The 13,327-nt window shown below is 59.7% G+C and carries 8 protein-coding genes and 1 pseudogene; 5 read left to right on the top strand and 4 right to left on the bottom strand.

What is annotated here, in order from left to right; all coding sequences use genetic code 11:
• Both KGA83_RS16645 and KGA83_RS16640 read left to right on the top strand, forming a co-directional pair.
• Positions 1 to 4,522 (top strand): beta strand repeat-containing protein (locus tag KGA83_RS16645; protein ID WP_263292642.1); only part of this gene is annotated, 4,522 nt, incomplete at its 5' end.
• A 69-nt stretch (positions 4,523 to 4,591) separates the two neighbouring features.
• Positions 4,592 to 5,560: a tetratricopeptide repeat protein gene (locus tag KGA83_RS16640; RefSeq protein ID WP_411741910.1), complete on the top strand. Its 969-nt coding sequence runs from the start codon at positions 4,592 to 4,594 to the stop codon at positions 5,558 to 5,560.
• Between the two features lie 308 nt (positions 5,561 to 5,868).
• On the opposite strand, the gene KGA83_RS16635 is transcribed toward KGA83_RS16640, so the two are convergent.
• Positions 5,869 to 6,093 (bottom strand): GDCCVxC domain-containing (seleno)protein, encoded by a 225-nt coding sequence (locus KGA83_RS16635; RefSeq protein ID WP_115948411.1) that lies wholly within the window; start codon positions 6,091 to 6,093, stop codon positions 5,869 to 5,871.
• A gap of 147 nt (positions 6,094 to 6,240) precedes the next feature.
• On the opposite strand from KGA83_RS16635, the pseudogene KGA83_RS16630 reads away from it, so the two are divergent.
• Positions 6,241 to 6,375 (top strand): annotated as a pseudogene (locus tag KGA83_RS16630) (MerR family DNA-binding transcriptional regulator); the annotation flags it as partial.
• A gap of 124 nt (positions 6,376 to 6,499) precedes the next feature.
• Here the strand turns inward: KGA83_RS16630 and puuE are convergent.
• The 3 genes from puuE to KGA83_RS16615 form a co-directional block, all read right to left on the bottom strand.
• Positions 6,500 to 7,396, bottom strand: coding sequence for an allantoinase PuuE (gene puuE, locus KGA83_RS16625; protein WP_108219483.1), 897 nt, complete (start codon positions 7,394 to 7,396; stop codon positions 6,500 to 6,502).
• A complete protein-coding gene (locus KGA83_RS16620) occupies positions 7,396 to 8,268 on the bottom strand; it encodes a GNAT family N-acetyltransferase (protein WP_115948410.1) in 873 nt (290 codons plus the stop codon). The genes puuE and KGA83_RS16620 overlap by 1 nt, the downstream gene beginning before the upstream one ends.
• A gap of 213 nt (positions 8,269 to 8,481) precedes the next feature.
• Complete coding sequence (locus KGA83_RS16615; protein WP_115948409.1) at positions 8,482 to 9,324, bottom strand: type 1 glutamine amidotransferase domain-containing protein; 843 nt, start codon at positions 9,322 to 9,324, stop codon at positions 8,482 to 8,484.
• A 118-nt stretch (positions 9,325 to 9,442) separates the two neighbouring features.
• On the opposite strand from KGA83_RS16615, the gene KGA83_RS16610 reads away from it, so the two are divergent.
• Both KGA83_RS16610 and KGA83_RS16605 read left to right on the top strand, forming a co-directional pair.
• Positions 9,443 to 10,348 (top strand): LysR family transcriptional regulator, encoded by a 906-nt coding sequence (locus KGA83_RS16610; protein WP_223530242.1) that lies wholly within the window; start codon positions 9,443 to 9,445, stop codon positions 10,346 to 10,348.
• Between the two features lie 455 nt (positions 10,349 to 10,803).
• Positions 10,804 to 13,314, top strand: coding sequence for a putative bifunctional diguanylate cyclase/phosphodiesterase (locus KGA83_RS16605; protein ID WP_115948407.1), 2,511 nt, complete (start codon positions 10,804 to 10,806; stop codon positions 13,312 to 13,314).
• Positions 13,315 to 13,327 lie beyond the last annotated feature (13 nt).

The following is a 13,327-nucleotide window of genomic DNA, read 5'->3' as shown; positions in this document are numbered from 1 at the left end:
CGGCCAGTTCAGCTCGGCCGACATCGATCATGACGCCACGGCCACCTGGAGCATTGCGGGTACGAATACGGGCACCTACGGCGCGATCGCGGTGGACAGCACCGGCCAGTGGATCTACACGCTGGCCAATGGCACCAATGGGGTCGCCAGTGCGGTGCAGTCGCTGAAGGCCGGCGAGAGCCACAATGACGTGTTCACGGTGCAGGTCAGCGACGGCCTGGGCGGCGTGGCCACCCAGCTGGTGACCGTCACCGTCACCGGCAGCAACGACGCGCCCGTGCTCAGCTTCGCGACGGGCAATGCGGCCGGCGCGGTGCAGGAAGACACCACGCTCAGCGTCAGCGGCCAGTTCACTTCGGCCGACATCGATCACGATGCCACGGCGACCTGGAGTATTGCGGGTACGAATACGGGCACCTACGGCGCGATCGCGGTGGACAGCACCGGCAAGTGGACCTACACGCTGGCCAATGGCACCGATGGGGTTGCCAGTGCGGTGCAGTCGCTGCAGGCGGGCGAGAGCCACAATGACGTGTTCACGGTGCAGGTCAGCGACGGCCTGGGTGGTGTGGACACCAAGCTGGTGACCGTCACCATTACCGGCACCAACGACGCGCCGACGGTGACGGCGGCCGAGGTCGAAAGCGCTACGATCGCCGAAGACGGCACCCCGCTGGCCAGCGGCAGCTTCGCCTTCGGCGACGTGGACCTGGCCGATGACGCCCATGTCGCCAGCGTGAGCGCGCCAGCCAATGTGTTGGGTACGCTGCTGGCCAGTGTGAGCGACGAGAGCACCGGCGACGCGGCGGGCAGCGTGGGCTGGACCTATACGCTGAACAACAGCGCGGCGCAGTACCTGGCCGAAGGTCAGACCAAGACCGAAGTGTTCACGGTGACGCTGACCGACGACTTCGGGGCGACGGTGACCAAGGCCGTGACGATCACCCTGACCGGCAGCAATGACGCGCCGACGGTGACGGCGGCCGAAGTCGAAAGCGCTGCGCTGACCGAAGACGGCACCACGGTGGCCAGCGGCAGCTTCGCCTTCGGCGACGTGGACCTGGCCGATGACGCCCATGTGGCCAGCGTGAGCGCGCCGTCCGGGGCGCTGGGGACGCTGGTGGCCACTGTGAGTGACGAGAGCACCGGCGACGCGGTGGGCAGCGTGGGCTGGAGCTATACGCTGAACAACAGCGCGGCGCAGTACCTGGCCGCGGGCCAGACCAAGACCGAAGTGTTCACGGTGACGCTGACCGACGACTTTGGGGCGACGGTGACCAAGGCCGTGACGATCACCCTGACCGGCAGCAACGACGCGCCGACGGTGACGGCGGCCGAAATCGAAAGCGGGGCGGTGACCGAAGACGGCACCACGGTGACCAGCGGTAGCTTCGCCTTCGGCGACGTGGACCTGGCCGATCACGCCCATGTGGCCAGCGTGAATGCGCCGGCGGGTGCGTTGGGTACGCTGGTGGCCAGTGTCAGCGACGAGAGCACGGGCGACGCGGCGGGCAGCGTGGGCTGGAGCTATACGCTGAACAACAGCGCGGCGCAGTACCTGGCCGCGGGCCAGACCAAGACCGAAGTGTTCACGGTGACGCTGACCGACGACGTCGGGGCGACGGTGACCAAGAACGTGACGATCACCCTGACCGGCACCAATGATAATCCGGATATCCATCTGGTCACGAGCGACAGTGCGAGCGCGACGCTGACGGAGACGAATGCGGGGCTCACCGCTAGCGGTACGCTGAGCGTCAATGATGTCGATCTATTAGATTCGATCAGCACGTCAATCACAGGAGTGGTTGCAACAGGCACTACTACAGGGCTTGGCCTGACGAACGCACAACTGCTGAGCATGCTGAGTGCAACACCTGTTTCCGGCCTGGCGGCTGACAGTGGCGACGCGCACAACCTGATCTGGAACTTCAATTCCGGTATACAGGCGTTCGACTATCTCGCGGTCGGCCAGTCCCTGGTGCTGACTTACACGGTGCAGAGTGCAGATAACAATGCTGCGTCTGACACACAGACAGTGACAGTGACTATCAACGGCACGAACGACGACACGACGGCGCCGACGGTAACGGGCGCCAGCTACGGCACTAACGATGGCACGCTTAAGGCAACTGAGACGGTGACACTGAACCTGACTTTCAGCGAGGTCGTATTGGTCACAGGTTCGCCGACGCTCAACCTGAACACCGGCGGGACGGCAAGCTACACGAGCGGCTCGGGCACTAATACGCTGACGTTCACTTACACGGTAGGGGCCGGTCAAAATACAGCCGACCTTGCCCTGGCTGCGTCCCCATTCACTCTAGGTGGTGCGACGATCAAGGATGCGGCGGGGAACAATGGCATTCTTACAGGAGCCAATGGCGTCAATCCAACCGGCACATTGATAGTCGATACTGCTGCACCCGTCGGGGCGCCTGGGGGGAGCGGGAACGGGAACGGGGGCGGATACTACAATCCAAGTAGCAATGTTTTCACAATAGATGTGACTGACACTTCAGGTTCAGGCGTGGTGTCAGTGACCGTTCATGATAACCATCCCACTTCTCCTGTCGCAGACTTCTCTTTGGTGCTGGTTAGTGGAACTGCAACCAGTGGAAGTTGGGCGTTAGATGGCGATACCAGTCCCGCTTTAGGAACCTCAGATAAAATAGAGGGACACAATGTCACAGTGACCATGACTGACCTGGCGGGTAACACAAGCACGAGATCAGAAGTGGCCCCAGCGGGGATCGCTGGAGAGGCTATCAACCTTGCACTGAATGATCCGGCGATGGGCGCAAGTGACTCTATCGGCGTGACGATAACAGGGATGCCGTCAGGCTGGACGCTGAACGCCGGAACCAACAACGGCGACGGTAGCTGGACAGTGCATACCGACGATCCCGGCTCACTGACTGTGACAACTCCGACTGACTTCGTCGGTGCGGTGGTGCTCGACGTCAACATGAACTGGACCAACGCCGATGGCAGCATTGGTAATGCCTTCGTTTCCGACAACGTCGAAGCCTACGCCCCCGGCTCGCCGATCTTCGCCTTGTCGGCGGACGACAACCTGACCGGCTCCAGCGGCGCCGACCTGTTCGTGTTCGCCCAGCCAATCGGCAACAACGTCATTCACAGCTTCGACGCGGTGGCGGACAAAATCGATTTGATCGGCTTCACGGGCGTCAACGATTTTGCCGATGTGAGTATCGCCAACGACGCGAGCGGCAATGCCGTGCTCAGTATCAGCGCCGACCAGACGATCACTGTAAACGGCGTGGATGCGGCGGCGTTGAGCGCAGCCAACCTGCAGTTCGATGTGAACCCGGTCACGACCAATACGGGCACCATCACCATTGCCGACGGCGCGATCATGCCGTTCGGCGGCAGCATCGACAACAGCGGCACCATAGCGCTCGGCTCCACCGGCAGCGGGACCGATCTTGAGATTCTTTTCCGTGGCGCGACGTTGACCGGTGGCGGGCAAGTGGTGCTGTCCGACAGCGCGCAGAACGTGATCTTTGGTGGCAGCGTGGACACGCTGCTCACCAATGCCGATAACACCATCTCCGGTGCCGGCCAGTTGGGCGCGGGGCAGATGATGCTGGTCAACTCGGGCCTGATCCTTGCCAGCGGCGTCAATGCGCTGGTGATCGATACCGGTAGCAGCGCCGTCACCAACACTGGCGTGCTGGAAGCCACCGGCAGCGGCGGATTGGTGATTGAAAGTGGGCTCGTCAACAGCGGCAGCCTGTGGGCGAACGATGGCAATATCATCATCCACGGAGATGCCGCCGGTGCGGGAAATGCGACTATCAGCGGTTCGGCGATACTGCAATTCGCTGCTGCCTCCGATCAGCATGTGACGTTCGACAGCGGCGCGGCCGGCACGCTCAAGCTCGATGTGTCGGCGGCGTTCAGCGGCAGCGTCAGCGGTTTTGCCGCGGGTGACACGCTGGACTTTGGCGATGTCGCGTTCGGCGCCAATACGCAGATCACCTATGCCGCGAATGACACAGGCACCGGCGGGATGCTGAGCGTGAGCGACGGCACACATGTGTCGCAGGTCGCGCTGAATGGCCAATACGCGGCGGCGGGTTTGCAGGCGAACGCCGAGGGCAGTGGCAGTGAGCTGGCCTACGATGCAGCGGCGGCAAACCATACGATGCTGGGCGGCCAGGCCAACGACATTCTGCTCGGCGGTGCGGGTGACGATCTGTTCTTCGGCGGGCTGGGCAATGACACGCTCAACGGCGGCCTCGGCAACGATACCTTCGCGTTTGCTGCCGCAGGCTTCGGAAACGACTCGATCCAGGGCTTCGACGTCAACCCGACCGGAGGGCAGGACTTGCTCAATATCGCGGGGCTGGGGATCAGCAGCGAGACGTTCGCTACCAGCGTGAGCATTGCGGCTGACGGGGCGGACACGGTGATCGGGATCGGAGTGGACTCTATTCGCCTTGTCGGTGTTAACAGTGCAGGCATCGATCAGGCGGACTTTATCCTGATGTCATGATGCTTTTGCTGCTGGCCGCACGTTGCTACGCGGTTGCAGTCCCCATCGCGGGTAAATCCGCGATGGGGTCTGCGGGCGGTAAAGTTCTGGCTGCGGTGGCCTTTGCAGCGGGAACTTCAGGGTACTGGCCAAGTCAATTGGGGCCCTGTATCGCAGATGCCGAACAGCGCTGTGGTCTGTTTTACTGTAGGAGCTGGCTTGCCAGCGAAGAGGCCCGAAAGATCGATGCACAATTCAAGGCCGCCTTCGCTGGCATGCCAGCGTCCGCCACTGATGCCAACCAAGCGTTTTCTGTCGGGTCTCATCCTGGCGTTCTGCGCCGTCGCGTCGTTTTGTTCGGTCGCTGCCGAGCGAAGCGCGCCCGCGCAAAGCAACAGCGCATCGACCACCCTGATCGAAACTGCCTCGCGGCAGTATGAAAATGGCCAACTGGACCAGGCCGCCGCCACGCTGGAGCGCGCTCTGCATATCCAGCCGAACAATCCGGCGACGCTGCATTACCTCGGTGTGTTGCGTCTTCAGCAGGGGCAGTACCAGCAGGCTGAAACCTTGGCGGCGCGCTCGAACATGCGGGTTGGTCGCAACGTCGAGTTGCGCAACCGCAACTTCCAATTGATCCAGGCGGCGCAGCAGGCCCAATCTTCGGGTACCCCACCCAATGCCAAAGAGGATCTGGTCGCAGTACAAAAGGGCCTGGAAGAGGAGACCCAAAGGCGCCGCGAAGCAGAAAAGGCCGTTGCTGAACAATCCATTCCGGTCACTGAGCGTGACGTAGGCAACTACGCTAGCGCAGAGACAGATCGGATTTCGGATGCGCCGATGGCCGGCAGAGCCGGGCCCGAAGGAAAATTGCAAATGGCTAATGTCGAGCCAGAGCGGGCGTACGCTGAGGTTGAGATCCCCCACGGCCATATGCCGCCTCCGGGTAAATGCCGAATCTGGTTTCCTGATCGTCCGCCGGGGCATCAGCCTGCACCCGGCAAATGCAAGAAACTGCGATATCGGGTTCCGTCAGGAGCCTATCTGGTGCGCGGTTGAGTTTCTGAGTGGCCACTTCGGGCCAGGGGGCTGATCGTCGCGAAGGGCTGCACAACCCATTGCAGCCATAGCCCAACGACTGTGATCGGGACAAAGCTACCTGCCGAAAACGGTACCAAATGCGCACTGACCGATCGTCATCAATTGGATCAAAGCCAATACAGTAGCGCAATGGTATACAACCAGCCGATGCTGAGGGTGATAGTCAGGTAGATCACCACGAGCAACAGAGAGTGATTCCACATGACACTGACCTCCCATAACCACGGTTTGAGGCGCGTCAGGGGCGTCTGATAAACCGAATGAACTCAGGTCAAGCCCGTACCACAGCATCCGCGCTGCTCCTGAATCGGCGGGCACTTCACCGTGCCAAACGAACAGAACACACAGCAGTCACCGGGGGTCGGGCGTAGCAGGGTTTTGCAACTGCCACACTCGTAGAAGAACTGACAGGCATCTGTGGGCATGGCTTCCTGCCTGGCGAAACCGCAATGCGGGCAGGTCAACACGGACTCGAGGATGACGGCACTCATGGTTGCCTCACTTGTGAATGGTGGAGGGATAACCCGCCTTCGTCGTCGGTTTCCGCTGGTGCCGGAGCCGTCGTGTTCTCCATTGAACCGTTCTAACCCAGGGTCACTTTACACTCCGTACCTGAGTACAGAATCAAGGGGCGTGTGATGGCGACAGGGCTGAGTATCGGCAAGTCGGCGGAAACTGCCGGGGTGAACATCGAGACTATTCGCTATTACCAGCGACGTGGCTTGCTGGATGAGCCGCCAAAGCCGCTCAGCGGTAATCGATGCTATCTACCGTAGCAGGTCAAACGGTTGCGTTTCATCAAGAGGGCGCAGGCGCCGGGATTCACGCTAAAACGTAGCTTATTCCTTGCCCTGGGGGGAAAGCTCAAGCCCCCATGCTTCGCTCTCAGGGTCATTATCACTCAGGCGGGAATCGGGCAATCCAGTGCCTGGCAATCTCCTCGCGCCGGCAGACCCACACCGCGTCGTGGCCTTGCACGTAATCGAGAAAGCGCGCCAGCGCCATCGCACGACCAGGATGGCCACTGATCCGCCCATGCAGGCCGACGCTCATCATCTTCGGGTGTTGCGCGCCCTCTTGCCACAGCAGGTCGAAAGCATCCTTGAGCAGCAGGAAGAAGTCTTCACCGCAGGCGAAACCATTAGGCAGCAGATAGCGGGCGTCGTTGTTGACCAGTGTGTAAGGGATCACCAGGTGGGCGGGCGAGCCAGGGAGCCAATAGGGCAGATCATCGTTGTAGGCGTCCGAGCTATAGAGAAACCCGCCTTCCTCACGCAACAGGCGGCGGGTGTTCTGGCTGACCCTTCCTGTGTACCAACCTGTGGGGCGTTTACCGCAGATCTGCTCGATCACGTCGAGGGTGAGGCGGATATGGCGCCGCTCCTGGTCTTCAGGCATGTCGCGATAGTCCAGCCAACGGTAGCCATGCCCGGCAATCTCATGCCCGGCAGCGCAGAGCGCATGGCCGATCGCGGGGGTGAGTTCCAGCGCCCGGCCGACGGCGAAGGCGGTCAGCGGCAGGCCTCGGGCGCTGAACAGCTCCAGAATCCGCCACACACCTGCGCGCGATCCGTATTCGTACATGCCCTCGACGCTCAAGTCCGGTTCCCCCACACGCGGCGGGCGGCCCGCAAGCTCGTGAAGCCAGGCCTCCGACTGTGCATCGCCATTGAAGATGCAGGACTCCGCGCCCTCTTCAATGTTGAGGACGAACTGGACCGCGACGCGCGCCTCACCGGGCCATCGCGGGTGGGGCGGGCAGCCGCCATAACCGATGAGGTCGCGAGCGGACATCAGCCCAGCTCGAAGGTCGTAACGCCGAACACACGTTCGTGCGCGATCGCCGGAGGAGGGCCGAGGTACATGCGTGCGCAGCCGAAAACCTCGATCATGCCCTGTTGGTGCACGAGCGCCATCGCGGCAGGGTTATCCTCCGGGACATCGAGAAACAGCGGGCCACCCTCGGCAAATTCCGCCAGGCGCGCGTAGAGGGCATTGGCTGCCAGGGCGTCATCGGCGAACAAGGGGCCGATCTTGTAGCCTTCCCGGCAGCGCCTTACTACGCCATAGCCGCTTAGCCCGCCCTCGCGCCGGCAACCCACGGCGAGTGCATCGGCCTGGGCTATCCATCCGCTCAGGAAGCTTGTGCGTGCGGCGGGGAAGCAGGTGCGGTCGTAATCGACAACCTGATCGAACGGGAAGGTGGCCAACGGGACGATGTCCTGGCCGTCTACCTGCGAGGTCGCGGGGCGTTCGGTGAGATCGGCACGAAAACGCATGTTGCGATGGGAGAAGACGAAACCGCCTTTGGCGTAGTAGTCCTGCATCGCGAAGACGCCGTCCATGCCGATGCTCGCGCCTGGGCGCAGGCGGGCGAGGAGTCGCTCGCGGCGTGCGTGCCAGAGGGTATTGCCCAGACCTTGACCGCGATATTCAGGCCGGACGATAAAAAAGCCCATGAAACCGAATTCGCCATCGTAAGAGGTGATGGCACCGCCGCCGATCAATTCGCCGCCCTGGTACGCCGCGATGAAGGCGGCAGGGTCCGTAGCCCAGAACAGCTCGGCATCGTGAAGGCCGGGATTCCAACCCTCACGGGCAGCCCAATCGACGAGCTCGTCCAGTTCGGGACGGGTCATGTTGCGTATGACCAGCTGATTCGACACCGCGAAGTTCTCCTCAGTCGCTAATCGAGCGTGTGGTCCATCCCCGCTCTGAACCCTTTCGGTATAGCTTCAACCCAAGTATTGATCCAGGTCGTCACGTCATCTGCAGTACATGTTCGTCGCCATTGAACTGTCCTGAGCGCGAGGCCCGGCCACCCGAGCTCCCCGCAGGAGTGTCGGGCGTTGTCGTATTACGCATTCGTAGCGGGCGTTTTATTTCAACCGGCCGAGCAATACCTTGCCGACCTCGGTGGCCGAGGCAGGATTTTGGCCGGTGATCAACTCGCGATCGACGACGACATAGGGCGTCCAGTTTTCCGTGTTGCTGCTGTATACCCCACCGGCTTTCTCAAGCGCGGTTTGCGGGTAGAACTTCATGGCGCCACCGTTGAGCAGGCCTTTGGCTGCTTCCTCTTCCTTGTTGCTGATAACGGTCATCTTGTAACCCGCATAGATCCAGTCGGCGCTGGCGTTCACCGGTTTTGCGGTCTGGAGTTGGCGGGTGAAGTCCTGCGCATCAGGCAAGGTCGACAGCAGGGCGATTGGGCCATGGCAGACGAGGGCAGTGGTCTTGCCTTGAGCATGGAAGTCCATCAGCAAGCGACCCAGCAAACGGCTGTGCAGCAGATCCTGCATCGGCGCATGGCCACCAGGAATGTAGACTGCATCGAAATGCGCATAGCCGATCTGTTCCACCCGGGCGAGGCTGATGACCGGTGATTGATCCGGCACAGTGAGTTTCAATTGGTCGAGCAGATGCTTGTAGGTCTCAAGCACGACCTCATCGTTGTTGAAGTACATTTTGTCGATAGACGTCTTGTCCACGGTCGGGACCCTGCCATCCGGGGTCGCGAAGGTGATGGAGTGGCCAGCGTCGAGCAGCATCTTCACCGGTTGCAACAGCTCGTTCAGGTAGAACCCAGTCGCGAAGACCTTGCCATCCTTCAAATCGAGTGTCGCCGAATCGGAAAGCACCACAAGCACATTGCTGGCGCTCGCTGTCAGGCTGGTACCGAGCAATGCTGTGGTCAGGGCAATACGGGTCAGTGTCTTCATGTCGAGTCCGGAAAATAGTCGGGCGTACGGTTGTCGCCCCTTGGCAGGACACTCTATTGGCGTGTTATATGGCGATAAACTACCTGCGATGGAATTCATTTGGACCTGGAAAGCAATAATGCCGCGCAAATTTGACCATCTCGGCGATGTGGAGGCCTTTATACGGGTAGTGGAGCAGGGCACTGTCAGCGCTGCGGCCGTCGCGCTGGCGACCACACCTTCAGTGCTCAGCCGCGCGTTGACCAGGCTTGAGTCGCGCCTTGGCGTACAACTGTTGCGACGTACCACCCGCAGGCTAAGCCTCACAGACGCCGGCAGGTTGTACCTGGAACAGACCCGTCTGGCGTTTACACAGATCGAAGAGGCGGAGCAAACCATTCGAGGCCAAGAAGGCGAGTTGAGTGGACGCGTGCGCATGAGCGTACCGACAACCTATGGGCATCACCGTCTGCCACCGCTGCTCAGCGCATTTACCCGGCAGTATCCTGCTGTCCAGGTGGAGTTGAGCATCACCAATCGAAACGTTGACCTGATTGCCGAGGGCTATGATCTGGCGATTCGTTTGGGACAGTTGCCTGACAGTGGCTTGGTCGGACGCAAGCTGGAAGATGCTCGATTGTCTCTGGTTGCCTCCCCCGAGTACCTGGCTCGCGCCGGTGTCCCAGCGACACTGGAGATGTTGAGCGAACACGTTTGCTTGCCGTTCATCATGCCCAGCAGTGGCAAGATCGGGCCTTGGTTGTTTTGTCTTGGCGGGGAAAACCTGGAGTGGGTACCGCACGCCAATGTAGTGGTGTCGGATGATGTCCTCGGAATCGTTTCACTGGCACAAAGCGGTCTGGGAATCTGCCAGACCTATGACTTCATCATCCGCGACAAGGTGTTGCGCGGAGAGTTGGTAGAGGTCCTTGTGCAGTTGAGTGGGCGCAGCAGGCCATTCTCGATTATCTATCCGCCTCACCGGCAGTTGTCAGCCGCATCCAGAGCGCTGATCGACTTCATTTTAGCCAGGACTCAGTCCTGAGCTTCATCATCCAGACACCCAAGAGGGTGAGCGATCGAACTTCTTGGTCCGGTTGTGTGGGTGCTGAAAAACACTATGGAAAGCTGCCGACCATCAAGGGCTGCTACCGACCTGGAACAGTCGGCGAACAGAATAATCGCAAATTAGTGGCTATGCTTGGTCTGCTGTCGAAACTGATCAGGCAGTCCGGCAGGCTGCGCGGAAATGACCCGCAACGTGCCCTATGTCACCCATCGTTGGTTGGCGTGACACTTAAGACGTATAGCTTCGGTAGCTTTTGCTTGTCTCGGGAGCTTCGCTCACGAAAACCAGCGTGAATCCAGAGCAGAGAAAAAATTTGGCTAATGCTACGTGCGGTGTGTTCTCAGGTTCAGGTGTGGGCACAAAAGGTTGATTGGTTTCCGAATACCGCTTCTATTGGTCAATTTAGAAGGATTATGTTTGGAGATTGTGAAATGGATTTTTTCAGGAATAAAAGCACCGCAAAGCAAGCCATACCCACCCGTTCAAATAAGCCGCGCTCGACCAAATGGCACCGCATGTACTTTTTTCTTGCGGGATTCGACGTGCTGGTTGTTGTGCTGAGCGTGCTATTGAATCACCTGATCGTCGATACCTATCACCGCTCCATCACGGCAAACCAGTCGTGGGTCCAACAGCTGTCGAGCTATTCAACGCTGGGCAGCCTGGCTTCCAAAGTCAATGCGCCGGGCAATAATGTGTTCGATACACATGATGTTGAATCCGAATCGCGGAACATGAATGAAGCCTTGCGCGCCTTCAACGAGCATTTGGCAATGGCCAAAAATCAGTTGGAAGTACGGATCGCCAATGACGCTGAACACAGTGCAGATATACAAGCCTTTACCCTTGCATTGAAGGGTGAGGTGGGTGCAATTGATGCCGCGATGGTCGAAATGGTGAACGAGGCCTTGCTGATCTTTTCCTACTTCAGGGAGGGGCAGTCGGATAATGCCGGCAAACGCATGGCAACGATGGACAGGAAGTATGCCCTGTTGCTCGCCTCACTCAGTACCGTGCGGGATCGCGTTGGCCTGATTCAAAGCAGGCTCCTGGAGGAGGAGCTTGAGTCGGTCGAAGAACTGCGCCGGGTCGAATACGCGATCATGGTGTTCGTGCTACTGATGGTCAGTGCGGCCGTTATCTACGGGGGCAAGATCAGGCGCGAAATGGAGTCGCAAGCAGCCGAAAGGGAAGGTTATCTGGCAGTGCTGCGCGAAAGCGAGAAGCAGGCCCGCCAGCAAGCATCGCTGCTGGACAAGGCCCAGGACGCCATTGTCGTTCACGGGATGGATAACCGCATCCTGTACTGGAACAAAAGTGCCGAGCGTCTCTACGGTCTGTCAAAGGAAGAGGCACTCGGTAAATCGGCACAGGAGTTGATCTACCAGGGTAGCGCCGCTTTCAATGCGGCCACTAACAGCCTGATAGAAACGGGTGACTGGGCGGACGAAGTTACACTTCGACGCCGGGATGGCTGCATCATCACGCTCGAAAGTCATCGAACCCTGGTGCGAGACGATGATGGCCAGCCGCAATCCGTTCTGTCGATCAATACTGACATCACCCACCGTAAGACCGCTGAGCAAGAGGTCCAGCGTCTGGCCTTCTACGATCAGTTGACCGGGCTGCCCAACAGGCGGCTCATGTTGGACCGGTTACAGCATCTGCTGGCGGGCAGCTCCCGTAGCCTGCATACGAACGCGATAATTCTCATTGACCTGGATAACTTCAAGGCACTGAACGACACGCTGGGGCATGACAGAGGCGACATGTTGCTGCAGCAAGTTGCTCTGCGCCTTTGCGGCTGCATACGCGAGAGCGACACCGTGGCTCGCCTGGGCGGAGACGAATTCGTCGTCCTGCTGGATGGCCTTAATGAGAATCCTCCAGGCGCAGCTATCCAGGCCAAGGCTATTGGCGAAAAGATTCTCAACTCTCTGAACATTTCCTACCAGTTGGATGGATATGAGCACCACAGCACCCCCAGCCTCGGCATTGCGCTGTTCCAGGGGCAGCTGAGCACAGTGGACGATATTATGAAGCGCGCTGACCTGGCGATGTATCGCGCCAAGGCGGCGGGCCGCAATACCATGCGCTTCTTCGATCCGGAAATGCAGGCGGTTGCCATGGCACGCGCCAGACTGGAAGTAGACTTGCGCCAAGGCTTGCAGGACAACGAATTCCTTCTTCATTACCAGCCGCAGGTGAATAGTGAGGGCCGTATCATTGGCGCAGAGGCACTGATGAGATGGCAGAATCCTGAGCGCGGAGTCGTGTTTCCAGGCGAGTTCATTCCATTGGCAGAGGAATCGGGGTTGATTCTGCCGTTAGGCCGTTGGGCGCTGCAGGCAGCCTGCACTCAGCTGGTTGCCTGGGCAAAGCATTCGGAAACCGCCCGGCTGGGTATGGCTGTGAATGTCAGCGCCCGCCAGTTTCACCATCCGGACTTCGTCGAGGAGGTACTGCAAGTACTGAGATACACGGGGGCCGATCCGAAGAAATTGAAACTGGAGCTGACCGAAGGCCTGCTGATAGAGGATATGGAAGGTACTGTCGCCAAAATGGTCGAGTTGAAAGAGATTGGCATAGGCCTTTCGCTGGATGATTTCGGAACCGGCTACTCGTCACTGTCATACCTGAAGAGCCTTCCGCTGGATCAACTCAAGATCGACCAGTCCTTCATCAGAGATGTGCTGGTTGATCCCAACGACGCCGCCATCGCTTGCGCGATTGTGAGCCTGAGCCAGATATTGGGGCTTTCGGTGATTGCAGAAGGTGTGGAGACAGAAGCTCAGCGCACCTTTCTGGTCAAGCATGGCTGCCAGACCTACCAGGGCTTCCTGTTTTCCCCGCCACTGCCAGCCGAACAGTTTGAGGCGTATGTTCACGAAAGATTAATGGCGAGCACTGATTTCCCACGGACCAAGACTAAATCGCCATAACTTCGCAGGTGCC

The organism is Pseudomonas sp. GL-R-19 (assembly GCF_019956375.1).
Taxonomy (GTDB): Bacteria; Pseudomonadota; Gammaproteobacteria; order Pseudomonadales; family Pseudomonadaceae; genus Aquipseudomonas.
The sequence above is the reverse complement of the archived record's forward strand: the minus strand, read 5'-3'. Positions and strand labels throughout refer to the sequence as shown.